The sequence below is a fragment of the Streptomyces sp. NPDC102462 genome (assembly GCF_044765425.1).
In the GTDB taxonomy this organism is placed as follows: domain Bacteria; phylum Actinomycetota; class Actinomycetes; order Streptomycetales; family Streptomycetaceae; genus Streptomyces.
Genome location: NZ_JBIWKB010000004.1, coordinates 208,769 through 226,279 on the forward strand (window position 1 = coordinate 208,769; position 17,511 = coordinate 226,279).

Here is a 17,511-nt window from a genome sequence, read left to right on the forward strand (position 1 = left end):
CCCCTGGAGCACCCCTTGAGCAGCACCGAAGAGCCGGCCACCGCGCCGCGCATGCACCTGGCCGCCTTCCTGAACGCCGGACCGCAGGGCACCGTCGGCTGGCGGCACCCCGACGCGGGCGACGGCTTCCTGACGGCCGCCCACTACACACACATCGCCCGGGTCCTGGAGGACGCCGGATTCGACCTCGCCTTCGTGCCGGACTCGCTCGCCGTGCCCAGAAGCCTCGGCGACACCTTCGCCCCCGCCGTGACCTGGGGCACCGGCACCCCACGCCTCGACCCGGTTCCCGTGATCACCCTGATGGCCGCCGCGACCCGGCACCTCGGCGTCGCCGCCACCGTCTCCACCGGCTACCAGGAGCCCTTCCACGTCGCCCGCGGCATGGCCACACTCGACCACCTCCTCGGCGGACGCGCCGGGTGGAACGTGGTCACCAGCTTCCAGGACGCCGAAGCCCAGAACTTCGGGCAGGACCGGCTGCCCGAACGCCGCTCGCGCTACGCCCGGGCCGAGGAGTTCCTGGAAGTCACCGCCCGGCTCTGGGACAGCTGGGCCGACGACGCCCTCGTCGCCGACAAGGAGAGCGGGGTCTTCGGCCGGTCCGACGCCGTGGAGTCGCTGGACCACCGGGGCGAACACTTCGCCGTACGCGGCCCGTTGAGCGTGCCGCGCCCGCCGCAGGGCTATCCGGTGATCATCCAGGCCGGTGCCTCCCCGGCGGGCCGGGACTTCGCGGCCCGCTGGGCGGACGTCGTCTTCTGCAGCCACGAGTCGCTGGAATCGGCCGTCGCCTTCTACACGGACGTCAAGGCCCGCGCCGCCGCCCGGGGCCGCGACCCGGACCAGCTCAAGGTCCTGCCGGCCGCGACCACGGTGGTCGGCACCGACCTCAGGGACGCGCTCGCCAAGCACGAGGCGTTCACCGAACTGGTCCACCCCGAGGCCGGCCTGTCCCGGCTCGCCTACCACGTCAACGTGGACCTCACCCGGTACGACCTCGACGGCCCCCTGCCCTCGCTCGACGAGGTCGGTGTCGAGGGCCACTACCGGGAGGTCGTGGAGTTCGCCGAACGGGAGAAGCTGAGCGTGCGTGGGATCGGCCGCTGGTACGGGGCACGCACCGAGGGCAACATGATCGGCTCCGCCTCGGACATCGCCGACACCATGGAACTGTGGCTGGACAGCGGCGCGGCCGACGGCTTCATGATCCAGGCGACCCATGTCCCCACCGCCTTCGAGGAGTTCGCCGCCCACGTCGTCCCCGAACTGCGCCGCCGCGGTCTTGTGCGCACCGGCCGGCGGGGCGGCACCCTCCGCGAGAACCTGGGCCTCGCCCGGCCGGAACGCGGCGAGTGGCGCAACCGTGCCGCGTCGGCCGCACGGGAGCGGTCATGACGTCCGGCACCGGTGTCCTCGTCGACGTCGGCTGGCTGCGCGACCGGCTCCACGAGGTGATCGTCCTCGACGCCACGGTGGACCGGCGCACCGGCCCCGACGGCGGCACGGTCTTCGTCAGCGGGCTCGCACTGCACACCGAACGCCGCGTTCCCGGCGCCCACTTCGCCGATCTGATCGCGGGCTTCTCCGACCCCGCCGCGCCCTTCCCGTTCACCTGTCCCTCCGCCTCCCGGATCCAGGCCTACGCACGGGCCCTCGGCATCCATGACACCTCCACCGTGGTCGTCTACGACCGGTTGACGGGAGCGTGGGCCGCCCGGGTGTGGTGGGTGCTGCGCACGGCCGGCATCACCCGTGTCCGCGTCCTCAACGGCGGCCTCACCGCCTGGGAGGCCGCCGGACTCCCCGTCACCGACGGCCGTGAGCCGCCGCCCGCACCCGGGGACGTCGTCGCACGCCCGGCCCGCGAGGGCTTCGTGGGCCTGGAACGCATGAAGCGGATCGCCGACGGCGACGATCCCACTCCCGCGGTGTGCGCCCTGCGCCGCACCGAATACCTCGGTGACCCGGACCGGCCACGTTCCGGGCACATCCCGCGCTCGACCAGCCTGCCGTACGCCGACCTCCTCGGCCCGGACAACACCCTCTCCCGCGAACGGACCGCACGCCTCGCACGGGCCCACGGGGTGCGCGCCGGCGACGGCACGGTCCTGTACTGCGGCGGTGCGGTCAACGCGGCGGGCCTCGCCCTGGCCCTGCACGAGATCGGCATCGACGACGTGCTCCTCTACGACGGCTCGCTCGCCGAGTGGCGGGCCGACCCGGACCTGCCGCTGGCCGTCGGACCGGAGGGCCACATCGGCGGGCCGGCCGAGGGCCGGAGCTGACCCGAGCCCGCGCATCGGGCATGATCCGGGGCAGCCCGCGAACCGTTGCGCGGGCTGCTCCGCGACAAGGAAGCAGATGAAGAGCACACGGGACACGATCTACGACGCACTGCGGCACCGGCTCACCTCCGGCCACTACCCCGAGGACACCTCACTGGTACCGCTCGCGCTGAGCGAGGAGTTCGCGGTGTCGCGCACCCCGGTCCGTGAGGCCCTGGCGCTGCTGGAGCGCGACGGGCTCCTGGTGAGCGCCCGGCGCGGGTTCGCCGTGCGGCAGCGGTCCGACGAGGAGATGCTGGAACTGTTCGAGCTGCGCGCCGTGCTGGACGCCCTGCTCGCCTCGTCGGCCGCACTGCGGCGCAGCCCGGTCGACCTGGCCCGGCTGGACGCGCTGCTGGAGCAGGCCGGCACGCTGGACGAACCCGGGGAGATCCGCCGCAGCCTCAACGAGTGGCACGACACGGTACGGGCCGCCGCACACAACACCACCGTCTCGGCCCTGCTGCACACCATCGACGCCCAGGTGAAGACGAGCGCACCGTGGCGGACCGGCACGGTCGACGACACCTTCGATGCTACCCTCGCCGAACACCGGGAGATCACCGAGGCGATCCGCGACCGGGACGCCGAGTCGGCTCGGCTGCGCATGCTGGAGCACCACGCACACGACCGGGACACACGCATCCGGCAGAAGGTACGCCGGGACACCGGGACCGAACCCCCGACGGGCTGACGGCCGCTCGGGGGACCCGGGTTCGCCCGGCCCGCCGCACACCACCGACCGCGCCGTCGCCCGGCACGTGGCGTCGGTTCAGCCGGGCCGTGGTGACGTCGTCAGCCTGGGGTGGTCTCGGCGGCGGAGGTGTGACGCCCGCCGGGAATCGCCGCCAGCAGCTCCCGGGTGTACGCGTGCCGCGGGTCGGTGAACAGGTCCCCGGGCGGCCCTGTCTCGACGACGCGGCCGGCCCGCATCACGGCGACCTGATGGGCGATCTGGCGTACGACGGCCAGATCGTGCGAGATGAACAGATACGCCACGCCGGTGTCCGCCTGCAACTCGGCGAGCAGGTCCAGGACTTGGGCCTGGACGGACACGTCGAGCGCGGAGACGGGTTCGTCGCACACCACCAGGTCGGGAGAGAGCGCGAGGGCACGGGCGATGGCCACGCGCTGGCGCTGTCCGCCCGACAGCTCGGCCGGACGGCGCTCCAGCGTGGAGGCGGGAAGGGCCACCCGGTCGAGGAGTTCGCGGGCGCGGGCGAGCCGGGAGGCGCCGTCGCCGACCCTGAAGGCCCGCAGCGGCTCGGTGATCACCTCGCCGATGGAGAAGCGGGGATCGAGCGAGGCGTACGGGTTCTGGTAGACCAACTGGGCGCGGCGGCGCAGTTGTCGGGCCCCGGCGCCCTTGACGGCGGTGACGTCGGTGCCGTCGAACAGGATCTGCCCTGAGGTCGCGTCGGCGAGGCGGAGCACCAGACGGGCGGTGGTGGACTTGCCCGAGCCCGATTCCCCGACCAGGGCGAGGGTCTGCCCGCGTCGCACGGTGAGGCTGACACCGTCGACCGCGCGCAGGGTCCGCGCCCCGCCGCCCGCGTTCGGCAGCCTGAACTCCTTGACCAGGTTGCGGGTTTCTACCAGAGGGGTGGCATCGGCGGGCGCCGCGGCCACCGGGGTACGGGTCCTGGCCGTGGTCATGCTGGGGGCTTCGGCCAGCAGCCGCCGGGTGTACGCGTGCCGGGGGTCGGCCAGCACGGCACGGGTCTCGCCCGCCTCGACGACCGTGCCCTGTGACATGACCACCAGGCGCTGGGCCCGGTCGGCCGCCACCCCGAGGTCGTGGGTCACCAGCAGGATCGCGGTGCCCGACTCCTCGGTGAGGCGCTGGAGATGGTCGAGGATGACGCGCTGGACGGTGACGTCCAGCGCGCTGGTCGGTTCGTCGGCGATGATCAGCCTGGGCCGGGCGGCGATGGCGACGGCGATCAGGGCCCGTTGCCGCATGCCGCCGGAGAGTTCGTGCGGGTACTGCCGGGCCCGGACGGCCGCGTCGGGCAGCCCGGCCCGGTCCAGCACGCCGACCGCCTCGGCGGCGGCCGAACGGCGGGTCGCGAGACCGTGGATGCGCAGCACCTCGGCGACCTGTTCGCCGATCCGTTTGACCGGGTTGAGCGAGACCGTCGGGTCCTGCGGTACCAGACCGATCTGCGCGCCGCGCACGGTGCGCAGCTCCGCCTCCGACAGCGCGGCGAGGTCGTGCCGGCCGAAGCGGACCGTGCCCGCGTCGATGGTGCCGTTCGCCGCGAGCAGCCGGGTGACGGCGTGCGCGGTGGTGCTCTTGCCGGAGCCGGACTCGCCGATCACGGCGGTCACCTGCCCGGGCCAGACGTCGAGGTCCACGCCCCGCACGGCCGCCACCGTGCCGCCCCGGGTGCGGTACGACACGGACAGGCCGCGGATCTCCAGCAGTGGTGTGGTCACGTCCTCACCGTTCTCCCGTTCGTCGGTCATCGCTGCCGGGACCATTCGCCGTCCAGGGCCCGTGCGATGCGGTTGGTCGCCAGCACGGTCGCGGCGATCGCCAGACCGGGCAGCGCGGTCAGCCACCAGGCGTTGGCCAGGTAGTTGCGGCCGTCGGAGATCAACGTCCCCCATTCCGGGGCCGGTGGCGGCGCGCCGTAGCCGAGGAAGCTCAGCGCCGACACGGCCAGGATCGAGGCGCCGAAGTCCAGCGTGGCCAGGACGATCACCGGTCCCGCGGCGTTGGGCAGGACGTGCCGGCCCAGCACCGAGTACCAGCGGGCCCCGCAGGAGCGGGACGCCTCGACGAACACCGCCTGCCGCACCCGGAGGACTTCGGCGCGCGCCACCCGGGCGAAGGAGGCGACGCTCGCGATGCCGACCGCCACCGCCACCTTCACCGTCCCGTAGCCGAGCGCGGTGACGAGGGCCAGCGACAGGAACAGGGCGGGGATGGACAGGAGGATGTCGACGAAGCGCATCAGCACGTCGTCCACCCAGCGGCCCACGAACCCGGCGACCACCCCGAGCAGACCCCCGACCACGAAGGCGACCAGGACCGCGATCAGCGTGGCCTTGAGGGACAGCTGGGCGCCGTGCACCACCCGGGAGAACACATCGCGTCCCAGTTCGTCCGTGCCGAACCAGTGACTGCCGCTCGGGCCGCGGAAGTTCTGCGACGGCACCCCCTTCAACGGGTCCTGCGAGGTGAACAGGTCCGGCCAGAACGAGGCCAGCACCACCAGGACCAGGACGGCGGCCGACAGCAGCAGACCGGGGCGGCGCAGCAGGAACCGCAGTCCCCGCCGCACGTCGCCGCGGCGGCCCGGCGGCGGCGCAGGGGATGCCGACCGGACCGGCCGGGCGAGGCCGAGGGCGGCCTCGGCGGGGTCGGCGGTGTCGTCGACAAGGCTCTGACTCATGCGAAGCTCGCCCTCCTGTCCGAGGCCACCACGATCCGCGGGTCCAGCAGCGGATAGACCAGGTCGACGACCAGGTTCGTCGCCACGAAGATCAGCGCTCCGAACACCACCACCCCTTGGACCAGCGGGATGTCCTGTGCGGTGACCGCCGCCGCGGTCACCCGGCCCAGGCCGTCACGGGAGAACACCGTCTCCACGACGACCGAACCGGCGATCAGCTGCCCGACCAGCAGGCCCACCACCGTGAGCGCGGGCAGTGACGCGTTGCGCAGCGCGTGCCGCAGATGGACCCGCCACCGGCCGGCGCCCTTGGCGCGTGCGGTCTCCACATAGGACTGGTCCAGCGCGGTCAGCAGGCTCTTGGCCAGCACCTGGGCGATCTGCGCGCCGGTCGGGACGGCCAGCGTCAGCGCCGGCAGGACCAGGCCCCGTACCCCGTCGTTGCCGAACGCCGGGAACCAGTGCAGCCGGAAGGAGAAGGTCTCGACCAGCAGCAGCCCCACCCAGAACGTCGGCACCGACACCCCGAGCGGTGGCAGCGACAGCAGCAGCTGCCGCAGCCACCGCTGAGCGGTGTACGTCGCCACCACCGCGAGGCCGCCGCCGAGCAGCACCGCGAGCAGCAGCGCGGCACCGGTCAACTGGAGTGTCTGCGGCAGCGCGTCGGCCAGGACGGAGGTCACCGGGCGGCCCGTGGAGACCGCGTCGCCGAAGTCCCCGCGCAGCGCCCGGCCGAGATAGTCGGCGTACTGCGCGAGCACCGGCTTGTCGAAGCCGTACTCGTGCCGCAGCGCGGCGAGTTGGGCGGGGTCGACCTGCCCCGAGTCCATCCCGGCGCCGGCCATCGCGGTGACCGGGTCGCCGGGCAGATAGTCCAGCACCAGGAACGACACCGTGTAGGCCGCCCACAGCACGCCGACGGCCTGCGCCAGCCGTTTGATCACATAGCGGCGCATGCGACTAGCCGATCCAGGTGTCGTGCAGTTGGATCCGGCTGCCCGAGTCAAAGGCGAGGTCGTGCACCTTCTTCGACACGCCCAGCTGGGTCTGGAGCTCCACCACCGGCACGTAGTACGCGTTGCGCACGAGGAGTTTCTGCGCCTCGTCCACCAGTTGCCCGCGCTGCGCGGCGTCCGTGGTCGCGGCCTGCTCGGACAGCGCCGCATCCAGTGAACTGGGCGGCAGATGGTAGACGTTGGCCAGCTGGGTGGAGAAGGAGTTGCGCAGGATGTCCGGGTCGGAGCGGGTGACGTTCCCCCACACCACGTCGAAGTCACCCGACTGGAGCGTCGTGGTGAACTGGCTGACCTGGAGCTGTTTGAGCACCACGTCGATCCCGACGGCCTTCAGCTGCTGCTGGACCAGTTCCAGGGCGGGCTGGTTGGTGGCCGCGTTGGGGAACCAGGTGATCGTCAGGCTCAGCCTCTTGCCGTCCTTGGTGCGGACACCGTCGCGGCCGGCCCGCCAACCGGCCGCGTCCAGCTCCGACTTCGCCTTGGCGGCGTCGAAGGCGAGGTCCGCGGCGAGATTCGTGTAGTCGGGCGTGGTGTGCGCCAGAACGCTGGTCGCCGGCCGGGTGCCGGTCGGGAACACGGTGTCGGCGATCTGCCGCCGGTCGACGGCGAACCGGATCGCCCGGCGCACCTTCGCGTCCTTCAGGACGGGCCGCGCGTTGTTGAGCCCCAGGCCGAACACCACGCCGGGGTTGGCCCGGCGCTGGAGGGCGACCTGGCCGCCCTTGAGCGCGGCCTCGTCGGCCTTTCCGACGCTGCTGACCGCGTCCACCTGCCCGGACTGGAGGCTGCCGGCCCTGACCCCCGCCTCGGGGACGACCTTGAACACCAGCTTGTCCAGGTACGCCTCGCCCTTCTTGGACCACAGCGAGGAGCCCCAGGCGTACCCGGTGCGCCGGTCCAGGGTGATCGACTGGTTCTGCACATACTGCTTCAGCACGAACGGCCCGGACCCGATCACGCCGTCGCTGCACTTCTGCTGTGGTGTCTTCTTGACGCTCGACGACGACTCGATGCCCAGCGAATGGGTCGACGTCGCCTGGAGGAACTGGGCGTTGGGCTCCTTGAACGTCACCTTGACGGTGAGCGGGTCCACCACGGTGGTGCTCCTGACGCCGCTGAGATAGCCCTGGGCGAGGGTTCCCAGGGCGCCGAGCTTCGGCACCGCGTCGAAGTTGTCCTTGACCACCTGCGCGGTCAGCTTGGACCCGTCGCTGAAGGTGACATTCGGCCGCAGACGGAAGGTGAACGTCGTCGCGTCGGCGTTGATGTCCCAGCTCTTCGCCAGCCACGGCACGATCTTGCCGGTCCTTGGGTTCTGGTCGGTCAGGGAGTCCACGACCTGGCGCACCGAGTAGATGGTGTCGTTGCTGCCGACCTGCTGCGGATCCACGCAGCCGGCGTCGGAACCCACCGCGAAGGTCAGGGTGCCGCCGGACCTCGCCCGGCCGTTACCGCTGCCGGACGCGTCGCCGCCCGACCCGCAGGCGGTCAGCAGGACACTGGCGGTCAGAAGGGCGGCCAGGGGAGCCCGTCGGGAGAGTCTGAAATCCGGAAATGCTGTCACGGAGGGGTTCTCCTACTCGTGTCACCAGGCACGGGGTGCTGTGCGAGGCACGGCCGCGCAGGGGCGTGCGGCCCCCGGCCGGATCGGCACCGGCGGCGGGGGAGCGCCGTACAGAAAGGGGTCAGGGGGACGACACCGGGAGCCGGTGGCGAAGGGAAGGCACGGGGGAGCCGGGGCCGGCGGCGGACGTCAGCCGGCGGCGGGCGGGCGCGTCAGGCCTGACACAGGCAGCTGGTCGAGCGCTTCAGATCGATGTGGCGTCGGCGTGCGAGCCGGGAGAACGCCGTGGCGTCGGCGGAGGAGGCAACCAGGTCACCGCTGTGCCGCATACCGGTCCTCCCCGTCTCCTGCCCCGCTCCCGGGGCCACGCGCTTGCGGGAATCGTCGGTGATTCCGCCGGGCTTTCACCTGGAGCACCCCACCGCGCGGGAGGGTTGCCGGTCAGCGAGCCAGGGCTTGACGCTGACACTCAATGCCGTTCGCGATGCTACGGAGCGCTCTCGTCCTACGTCAATGCCGTCATCCCGACGTCCTGTTCGACGCTTCGAGTACAAGGGGGCCGTCTCATGTGCCGGGACGCATGGTGGACGCTTCTGCGACCGTGTGCTTTGATCCGGCCATGGAGACCGCAGGTCAGGCACGCGCCCTGCGGCTCGACCCGTTCTGGGCGGGCCGCCGCGCCGATCAGTTCGACCAGACCTGTCGCTGACCGCTCGCCGCCCTCAGCCCGTTCTCCGCACGCGCTCGGCCGCGCCCTCATGCAGATCCGGACCGGCCTCGCCGGCCACCCTCGCGCGGACCGCGTGGCCGACCCGTCGGAAAGAGCCGCATGGCCGTCAACAGCCCCGCCCCGTCAGGGGTGTTCGCCGCGCTGCGGGTCCGTGACTACCGGATCTACTGGAGCACGGGCCTGGTGTCCAACATCGGCAGCGCCATGCAGGGCGTCGCACTGGACTGGTTCGTGCTGACCCTCACGCACAACGGGACCGCGCTCGGCTGGGTCGTGGGCCTTCAGTTCGCCCCGGTGCTGCTGTTCGGCCTGTGGGGCGGGGTGATGGCCGACCGCTACGACCGGCGGACCCTGCTGCTGTGGACGCAGGCCCTGTACGCGGTGCAGGCGCTGCTGCTGACGGTGATCGTGCTGTGCGGGCATGCTCCGCTGTGGCTGCTGTACGTCCTGTCCTTCGCGCTGGGCTGCGTGTTCACGGTGGAGAACCCGGCACGTCTGGCCTTCGTCACCGAACTGGTCGGCCGGGCGCTCATCCCGAAGGCGGCGGGCCTGAACATCCTGTCCCTGAACGCCGCACGGCTGATCGGCCCGGCGATCGCCGGTGTGCTGATCGGGGCGATCGGCACGGGATGGGTGTTCGCGCTCAACGCGGTGTCGTTCACCGTCGTCCTCGCGGGGCTGCTGGCGATCCGGCCCCGTGCGCGGCGAACCGCGGGCCCGACCCGTCCTCCGTGGACGGGTGCCGGGGCCGAGGGGCTGCGCTATGTGGCGGCCCGGCCCGAACTCGTCGGTGTGTTCACCGTCTTCGGTCTGGCCGCGACCTTCGCGGTGAACTTCCCGACCACGCTGACCCTGTTCGCCGGGCGGGTATTCGACGTCGGCTCCCGGGGACTCGGCTTCATGAACACGGCGCTGGCCGTCGGCACGGTCGCCGGAACGGTGGTCGCGACGCGCGGGGTCTCGCCCCGGGTGCGGACCGTCGTCGTCGGCGCGCTGCTGTTCGGCGGGTTCGAGGCACTGGCGGCGCTCATGCCCACGTATCCCGCCTTCCTCGTCCTGCTGCTGCCCACCGGCTTCACGCTGATGACGCTCAACACGGCCGTCAGCGCCTTCGTCCAGTCGGAGGTCAGCGACGCCATGCGCGGCAGGGTGATGTCGGTCTACACGGTGATCTCCATGGGCGGCAGCCCGGTCGGCGGCCCCGTCATCGGCTGGATCTCCCAGCACGCGGGGGTGCGTTGGGGGCTGGCCGTCGGCGCCGTGACGGCCGTCGTGTCCGCCGTCGCGGTGGCGCTGTGGCTGGCACACGGTTCGCCCGCACGACGGCCGGCCCGGGCCGCGCCGTCCCTCCGGATCACCGAACTCCCGCCCCCACAGGGCCGGTCCGCCACACCGTACGACGACCGCGACCCCACACCACCCGCCGAACCGTCCGCCGAAGGCACCCGCCAGGCCTAGCGGGACGGAACACGGGCGCGGGCACCGCCCGCGGGCCGGGCGCCGTCAGCAGCGCCCAGGCCCGCGGCCAGGGACAGCCGCCCGCCCCGGAGCGCCCCCGCGGCCGGCAGCCCGGCTCAGGCCGGTCGCCCGGCGACGTCCCGCACGGGCCGCGGGAGCCCGAAGCGTTCGCGCAGGGTGCGGGCGGTGTGGTCGTTCCGGAACAGCCCGCGGTCCTGGAGGATCGGGACCACCAGGCGGGTGAAGTTCTCGAAGTCGACCGCCGTCTCGGCCGGCATGATCGTGAAACCGTCGGCCGCGCCCGCGCGGAACCAGCTCTCCAGGTCGTCGGCCACCTGTGGGGCGGAACCGATCAGGAGACGATGCCCCGATCCGCCGGCCGAGCGGCGGACGAGTTCCCTCGGTGAGCGGGGGCGCTCGGCGATCAGCGCGCGAGTCGACTCGGCGAAGCCGACGGAGAACGCCGCCTTTTCGGAGCTGTCCGGCAGATCGTCCAGAGTGATGGGGTCGTCGGGCCCGAACGCGTCGGCGGGCAGCCCGAGGCCGGTGTTCAGGGCCGCGACCAGGCGTTCCAGAGGCAGGGTGGCATACAGCTCCTCCGCCCGCCGCCGTGCCTCTTTCTCCGTCGCGGACACGAGGACGACCACGCCGAGCGAGACCTTGACATCGTCCGGGCGGCGGCCGGCCGCCGTGGCGCGCCGACGGACCTCGTCACGGAAGGCGACCGCCTTCGCCCGGGTCTGCGCCACGGTGAAGACGACGTCGGCGAAGTCACCGGCGAGCCGCAGCCCGCCCTCGGTGCCCCCGGCCTGGACGATCACGGGCCGCCCCTGAGGCCCGGCGGGCACGGGCAGCGGACCACGGACCGAGAAGAACTCGCCCCGGTGGCCGATGGCGTGGATACGGCTCGGTCGGCGTAGCGCCCGCTCGTGCGGTCGCCGACGACGGCGCCCGGCTCCCACGCGTCCCACAGCCGGGTCACCACGTCCAGGAACTCATGGGCCCGGCGGTAGCGCGCGTCGCGGTCGGGATGCTCGTGAGCACCGAGGTTCGCCGCGGCGGCGGGAGTTGCGGTGGTGACGATGTTCACCGCCGCCCGTCCCTTGCTCACATGGTCCAGCGCGTTGAAGCGCCGCGCCAGGTTGTAAGGGGAGTTGTACGTCGTGGAACTGGTGATGACGAAACCGAGGTGTTCCGTGGCCCCGGACAGATGGGCCAGCAGGATCAGCGGGTCAAGACCGGTGCCCGGAGCACGCCGAGCGCGGGCCCGTCGCCGAGGAACACCGCGTCGATCCGCGCGTCCTCGGCGGCCTTGGCGAGCCGGGTGAAGTGGTCCACGTCCAGATGGGCCAGCGGGTCGGCGTGCGGCAGCCGCCAGGCGTGCCGGAAGTGGCCCGGCGTCAGCAGCGAGAGGCTGAGGTGAAAACCGGTCACGGTGCTGGTGCTCCTTCACGGGGCGTCGGGTTCGGGCCCTGCCGTCCGCGGCGCCCGGGCCGGACGCCACCCGAGCAGGGGCGCGAGATCCTGGGCGGTGGCGGTGAGCAGCCGGACGTGTTCGTCGAACTCCGGCACACCGGGAACGAAGCTGACGAGCAGGTCGGTGATGTCCGAAAGGGCGGGATCGCGGGCCAGGGAGTCCGCGATCGTCTCGGGCGGTCCGAGCAGAGCCCGGTCGCGTGCCAGATACTCGGGGACGTCGATCCCGGCGGCGCCACGGCTCGGCGCCGCCCATGACTGCCAGCGGCGTACGCCGGGCGTGACGGCGCGCAGGGCGCGGGCGCCGTCCGGGTGCGGGTAGACCGCCCGTGACACCTGGACCCGCGGCACATGCCCGGCGGCGGTCGCCGCTGCCCGGTACGCGGCGATGACCTCTGCCTGCTGCCGCGCGGTCTGCCGGCCGGCCCAGTCGCCGGCCCGGGAGAGCTGGAGACCGTCACCGGCCCCGGCCGCCGCGACGGCGTCGGCCACGGCCCGCGTCGGATCGCTGGTGGTCGCCTGCCAGATCCGCCGCCGCAGGCCGGTGCCCGGCGGGTGCAGCACCTCACCCGCGGTGTTCACCGGGCGGCCCTCCAGGACCTGGTGCAGCCTGGTCACCCCCTGCTCGAACAGGGTGTGCCGGTCGTCGAGACGGCGGCCGAACGCCTCCCAGGCGGTCGGGAACGGGCCCGAGCCGACGCCCAGTTCGAGCCTGCCACCGCTGAGTTCGTCCAGTACGGCCGCGTCCTCGGCCACCGCCAGAGGATCGGCGAGGGGCAGCACGAGGACACCCGTGCCGAGCCTGATACACCGGGTGTGCTCGGCGATCGCCGCCAGCAGCACCAGCGGCGCCGAGACATGCTCGTTGCCTTGGCGGAAGTGGCGGTGGATCAGCAGGACCTGAAGAAGACGGGCATCGATCTTCAGCTCACCGTCGTCCCGATCCCGGACTACGCGGCCGGCGTGGCCAAGGCGAAGACCGACTGGAACACTGCTGGATGCCGTTCCGGGAGCCGGGTTCACGGGCGCCGTCGCGAGCCGGGCAGAGCGAGTCGGCACGTCGGCCGCCCACCAGCCGTGACGCTGCGCGTCCCCGACTGCCGCTGCCGCTGCCGCTGCCGCCGCCGCTTCGGGTGTGGTGCGGCGACGTGACGGCCGCGGGGACGGCGGCCGGGGGACGCGTCGGTCGCCGCGCCTCGTGACGGACCTGATGGGCGGCAGGATCGTGCGGCACCCTTATGGACGTGGCCTCCAGGATGTACCCTCACGCCACCCGCCCGATTTCCAACGTTGAAAGGAACGGGGCGAGTTGGGACCGGCCGGGCAGGGACAGGCCATCCGGCCGACAGAGGGACGGAGTTGCCATGACAGTCGCATCGAAGAGGCGACGGCTCAGATCAACGCGGCGGCACGTGGGCACGGCCGCCGCCCTGGCCGTCGCCGCCGCCATGACGCTGATGGGCGCAGGCCCCGCGTCGGCCGACGGCCCGCAGGGCAAGAGTATCCCGACCGTCAACTCCGGGGATGCCCGCTTCGAGATCCTTTCGCCGACGCTGATCCGCACCGAGTACGCGGGCGACGGCGAGTTCACCGACGCTGCGACGTTCAACGCGATCGGCCGCGACGGCTTCGCGCCGGCCGCCTACACAGCCACCACATCCGGCGGCTGGCTGACCATCAGGACCAGCGCGCTGACCCTGCGCTACCAGGTCGGCTCCGGGCCGTTCGACGCAAAGAACCTCTCGGTGCGCCTGACGGCCGGCGGCACCCCGGTGACCGCCGCCCCCTGGCAGCGGCTGACCTGTACGGTCGGCGCGCTGTGCGAGGCGGAGAACCTTCGGCTCGACGGGGTGTCCGTGGCGGCGGACCACACCGGCCACACCGGCACGGGCTTCGCCGCCGGATTCCAGGGCACCGGAAGCTCCGCATCCGCTGACATCGATGTCAAAGAGGCCGGCGCCTACCAGTTCGCCCTGCGCTACGCCAACTCCGCGGGCGGGGACGGCCAGACCCGCACCCGCACGCTGACCCTGTCGGTGGACGGCGGCGCGCAGCAGACGGTCACCCTGCCGACCACGGCGAACTGGGACACCTGGAGCCGGGCCACCGCGGATGTCGCGCTCACCGCGGGCCACCACACCATCGCCCTGACCAGGACCGCCTCGGACAGCGGGAACGTCAACATCGACAGCGTCGCCCTGGTACGCCCCGGCGACGCGTACCCGCCCGTCTCCCGTACCGCGATCCCCGACTGCCCGCTCGGCACGAGCTGCGAGGCGGAGGCCGGCCGGACCGGCGGCACCGCGGTACGCGCCACCGACCACACGGGATACGCGGGCAACGGCTTCGTCGCCGAGCTGAACAAGGGGTCGAGTCTGACCACCCATCTGGTCGGCGTTCCGGCCGACGGCACATACACCCTGCGGGTGCGCTACGCCAACGGCACGGGCAGCGACGGCCTCCACCAGTCCCGCACCGCCTCCGTCACCGCGGGCGGCGCCACCGGGACCCTGACGCTGCCCGCGACGAACGACTGGAACACCTGGCAGACCGCCTCCGTACCCGTCGCCCTGAAGGCAGGCGAGGACGACGTCACCCTCGGCTGCCCGGACACGGCGAGCTGCCACATCAACCTGGACACCGTCTCCGTGGCCGCGACGAACGAGCCCGCGCCCGCCCCGCACATCGCGCTCGGCGGCTACCGCAGGGGCCTGGACGGCGTGACCGGCAGCGGCAACGCCCCGCCGACCACCCCCGGCCTGCTCAACAAGGACGGCTGGTACCTGCTGGACGACACCCCGTCGGCGCTCTACGACACCGTGTCGCGGAAGGCCGCACCGCGGCCGTCGCACGGCGGCGCGCCCTACCAGGACGGCTACCTCTTCGGCTACGGGCACGACTACAAGCGGGGACTCACCGACCTGGCCACCCTGACCGGGCCGCCGCAACTGCTGCCGCAGTGGGCCTACGGCGTCTGGTACTCGGAGTACATCGACCGCACCGCCGCGGACTACCAGAACACGATTCTCCCGGCATTCCGCGCCGAACACGTCCCACTGGACGTGCTGGTGACCGACACCGACTACAAGGCCGTGAACGACTGGAGCGGCTGGGAGATGGACCGGGGCAGATTCCCCGACCCGAAGGGGTTCTTCGACTGGTCGGCCACGCAGGGGCTGTACAACACCCTCAACGTGCACCCGAGCATCCTCGCGTCCGACCCCCAGTTCGCCCAGGCGCAGGCCACGGCCAAGGGCAAGCTGAAGAAGGGCGGTTGCGGCGGCTCCGCCTCGGTGGGGAACAACTGCTACGTCTTCGACTTCGGCGACCCCGACCAGCTCAAGGCGTACCTGGACCTGCACCGGACCATGGACGAGCAGGGCAACGACTTCTGGTGGCTCGACTGGTGCTGCGACGCCTCGCAGTCGTCGCTGCCGGGCGTGACGCCGGACGCATGGATCAACCAGCAGTACGCCACCCTCACCGGCGAAACCCTTGGCCGCGGCTTCGTCCTGTCACGCGCCTACGGCTCGCTCCAGGCCGGCGGCTACAGCGGCCAGCAGGCGGTGCCGACCGGACCGTGGGCGGACAAGCGCACCACCGTGCACTTCACCGGGGACACCTCCTCCACCTGGGGCACACTGAAGTTCGAGGTCGGCTACACCCCGGGTGAGTCCGCGGCGACGGGCATGGCGGCCGTCACACACGACATCGGCGGGCACAACGACACGACGGGGCTGACCGGTTCGGAGACGTACACCGTCGACGGGCAGACCCGCACCACGCACAAGCTGCCCGACGACCTCTACGCCCGCTGGGTGCAGTTCGGCACCTTCCAGCCGATCGACCGGCTGCACAGCAACCACAGCGACCGGCTGCCCTGGCAGTACGGCACCGGGGCGCGGAAGTCGGCGGACACGTTCCTCAACCTCCGCGAGAACCTGGTCCCGTACACATACTCGCTGGCCGAGGAGGCCAACCGGACCGGTGTGCCGATCGTCCGTCCCGCCTACCTGGAGTACCCCGACGAGCCGCAGGCGTACGCGACGGCCGGCAGCGAGTACTTCTACGGCCCGGACGTCCTGGTCGCCCCGGTGACGACACCGGGGACGACGGCGACCACCACGGTGTGGTTCCCGCCCGGCCGGTGGACCGACTACTTCACCGGCAGGACCTACGAAGGCGGCACCACCCAGGACATCACCGCCGGCCTGGACACCATGCCGGTGTTCGTCAAGGCCGGCGGCATCCTGCCCACCCGCACCCATGACGTCACCGACAACGACCGCAACCCGCTGACCGACGTCACCCTGACGATCGCCACCGGCGCGCCGGGGACGTACCGCCTGTACGAGGACGACGGAACCGCCGCGCGGCAGGGACACAGCGCCACGACGACCGTCCGCTACGAGCGCAGCGGCTCGCGCCACACGGTGTCGATCGGCCCGGCGCGGGGCTCCTTCCGCGGCCAGGTGAAGAACCGCACCTGGACACTGTCCCTGCTGGGGATGGCCCACGCACCCACCGAGGTCAAGGCTGCCGGTGTCCGGCTGACCCCCCGCGACTACCACTTGGACAGCTCCACCGGCACGTTCACGATCACTCTGCCCCGGCACACCGTGCACGGCCCGATCACCGTCACCTACAAGTAGAGGGGGCACACCCGCCGGCACGGACGATCGATCCCGGACGGCCGCCTGCGGACCGGCGCACACAGCGCCCCCGCGGGCGGCCCCTGCGGCGGCACGAAACGGTCAGGCCGCGGGCTGCCTTACCGGCTCCGTCGCGATGACCTTGCGGTAGACACGGGCGCCGTCGCCGTAGTCATCCACGGCGTAGTGCCAGGTCGCCCGGTTGTCCCAGAGCACGAAGTCGCCCGGACCCCAGCCGAAGCGGATCGTGTAGTCGGGCGACGAGGCATGCCGGAGCAGATGGTCGAGCAGCACCTTCCCCTCCTGTGCCGTGACACCGGTCAGGCCGATGGCCGACGTGCTGATGAACAGCCCCTTCCGGCCCGTCTCCGGGTGTTCGAGGACGACCGGATGCTCGACCGTCTGCCCGACCGCGGTGCGCTCACTGCCCTGCGCGTAGTTCTCCGCGTTGCCGTCGTAGACCGCGCTCACCGAGTCGAGCAGCACCTTGAAGGGCTCGGACAGGTCGTCGTACGCCGCCTGGAGATCGGCCCACAGCGTGTGCCCGCCCAGTTCGGGCACCACCTCGTAGGTCAGCGACTCGATCGCGAAGACGGGCCGCCGCCACAGACCGCCGATGTGCCATGTGCTGGCCTTGCCCGTCTTGTGCACGTTGTACGGGTAGACCAGCGGATGGGCCGGGTCCTTCACCGCGGTCGGATGGTCGAACGGCTCCGCGAAGACGCGTACCGCCTCGACCTGCTGACCGGGGCTCAGGTGCTGCTCGCGGAAGACCAGCACCTTGTGGTCCCGGAATGCCCGGCGCAGTTCCTCGGCGGTTCGGTCGTCGACGCCGGCCTTCAGATCGATGCCGGTCACCTCCGCGCCGAACCGCGGTCCCGCCCGTC

General features: G+C 72.2%; 13 protein-coding genes, 1 pseudogene and 1 riboswitch. Of the genes and pseudogenes, 5 read left to right on the forward strand and 9 right to left on the reverse strand.

What is annotated here, in order from left to right; genetic code table 11:
• Window positions 1–15 precede the first annotated feature (15 nt).
• The 3 genes from ACIRFL_RS05900 to ACIRFL_RS05910 all read left to right on the forward strand — a co-directional run bounded on the left by ACIRFL_RS05900 (window position 16) and on the right by ACIRFL_RS05910 (window position 3,021).
• On the forward strand, window positions 16–1,398 hold the full coding sequence (locus ACIRFL_RS05900; protein WP_404024314.1) for an LLM class flavin-dependent oxidoreductase: 1,383 nt from the start codon (window positions 16–18) through the stop codon (window positions 1,396–1,398).
• A complete protein-coding gene (locus ACIRFL_RS05905; protein WP_404024316.1) occupies window positions 1,395–2,288 on the forward strand; it encodes a sulfurtransferase in 894 nt (297 codons plus the stop codon). Before ACIRFL_RS05900 ends, ACIRFL_RS05905 begins: the two co-directional genes overlap by 4 nt.
• A 76-nt stretch (window positions 2,289–2,364) precedes the next feature.
• Window positions 2,365–3,021 (forward strand): GntR family transcriptional regulator, encoded by a 657-nt coding sequence (locus ACIRFL_RS05910; RefSeq protein WP_404024318.1) that lies wholly within the window; start codon window positions 2,365–2,367, stop codon window positions 3,019–3,021.
• A gap of 101 nt (window positions 3,022–3,122) precedes the next feature.
• Here the strand turns inward: ACIRFL_RS05910 and ACIRFL_RS05915 are convergent, their stop codons facing one another.
• From ACIRFL_RS05915 to ACIRFL_RS05930, 4 genes are read right to left on the reverse strand one after another with little or no spacing between them, the layout of a single operon-like run.
• The gene (locus tag ACIRFL_RS05915) at window positions 3,123–4,796 is read right to left on the reverse strand and encodes a dipeptide ABC transporter ATP-binding protein (protein ID WP_404024321.1); all 1,674 of its coding nucleotides are present in this window, start codon (window positions 4,794–4,796) and stop codon (window positions 3,123–3,125) included.
• Window positions 4,793–5,728 carry an ABC transporter permease gene (locus ACIRFL_RS05920; RefSeq protein WP_404024322.1) on the reverse strand — a complete coding sequence of 312 codons (936 nt, stop codon included), beginning with the start codon at window positions 5,726–5,728 and terminating at the stop codon, window positions 4,793–4,795. The genes ACIRFL_RS05915 and ACIRFL_RS05920 overlap by 4 nt, the downstream gene beginning before the upstream one ends.
• Window positions 5,725–6,684, reverse strand: coding sequence for an ABC transporter permease (locus tag ACIRFL_RS05925; protein ID WP_404024325.1), 960 nt, complete (start codon window positions 6,682–6,684; stop codon window positions 5,725–5,727). The genes ACIRFL_RS05920 and ACIRFL_RS05925 overlap by 4 nt, the downstream gene beginning before the upstream one ends.
• Window positions 6,685–6,688: 4 nt before the next feature.
• Window positions 6,689–8,308, reverse strand: a complete 1,620-nt coding sequence (locus tag ACIRFL_RS05930; protein ID WP_404024327.1) for an ABC transporter substrate-binding protein — start codon at window positions 8,306–8,308, stop codon at window positions 6,689–6,691.
• Between the two features lie 363 nt (window positions 8,309–8,671).
• Window positions 8,672–8,785: riboswitch (SAM riboswitch) on the reverse strand.
• Window positions 8,786–9,137: 352 nt separating this feature from the next.
• Between ACIRFL_RS05930 and ACIRFL_RS05935 the strand changes: the two genes are divergently transcribed.
• Window positions 9,138–10,496, forward strand: a complete 1,359-nt coding sequence (locus ACIRFL_RS05935; RefSeq protein ID WP_404024328.1) for an MFS transporter — start codon at window positions 9,138–9,140, stop codon at window positions 10,494–10,496.
• Between the two features lie 116 nt (window positions 10,497–10,612).
• Here ACIRFL_RS05935 and ACIRFL_RS05940 read toward each other — a convergent pair whose 3' ends face one another.
• The 4 genes from ACIRFL_RS05940 to ACIRFL_RS05955 are packed head-to-tail and all read right to left on the reverse strand — an operon-like array spanning window position 10,613 to window position 13,031.
• On the reverse strand, window positions 10,613–11,344 hold the full coding sequence (locus tag ACIRFL_RS05940) for an LLM class flavin-dependent oxidoreductase (RefSeq protein WP_404024331.1): 732 nt from the start codon (window positions 11,342–11,344) through the stop codon (window positions 10,613–10,615).
• Window positions 11,314–11,724: an LLM class flavin-dependent oxidoreductase gene (locus ACIRFL_RS05945; protein WP_404024430.1), complete on the reverse strand. Its 411-nt coding sequence runs from the start codon at window positions 11,722–11,724 to the stop codon at window positions 11,314–11,316. Before ACIRFL_RS05945 ends, ACIRFL_RS05940 begins: the two co-directional genes overlap by 31 nt.
• A complete protein-coding gene (locus ACIRFL_RS05950; RefSeq protein ID WP_404024437.1) occupies window positions 11,721–11,930 on the reverse strand; it encodes a hypothetical protein in 210 nt (69 codons plus the stop codon). The genes ACIRFL_RS05945 and ACIRFL_RS05950 overlap by 4 nt, the downstream gene beginning before the upstream one ends.
• 15 nt (window positions 11,931–11,945) lie before the next feature.
• The gene (locus ACIRFL_RS05955) at window positions 11,946–13,031 is read right to left on the reverse strand and encodes an LLM class flavin-dependent oxidoreductase (RefSeq protein ID WP_404024333.1); all 1,086 of its coding nucleotides are present in this window, start codon (window positions 13,029–13,031) and stop codon (window positions 11,946–11,948) included.
• Window positions 13,032–13,420: 389 nt separating this feature from the next.
• On the opposite strand from ACIRFL_RS05955, the gene ACIRFL_RS05960 reads away from it, so the two are divergent.
• Complete coding sequence (locus ACIRFL_RS05960) at window positions 13,421–16,624, forward strand: TIM-barrel domain-containing protein (RefSeq protein ID WP_404024432.1); 3,204 nt, start codon at window positions 13,421–13,423, stop codon at window positions 16,622–16,624.
• Between the two features lie 102 nt (window positions 16,625–16,726).
• On the opposite strand, the pseudogene ACIRFL_RS05965 reads toward ACIRFL_RS05960, so the two are convergent.
• A pseudogene (locus tag ACIRFL_RS05965) lies at window positions 16,727–17,494 on the reverse strand (TauD/TfdA dioxygenase family protein); the annotation flags it as partial.
• Window positions 17,495–17,511: the final 17 nt, after the last annotated feature.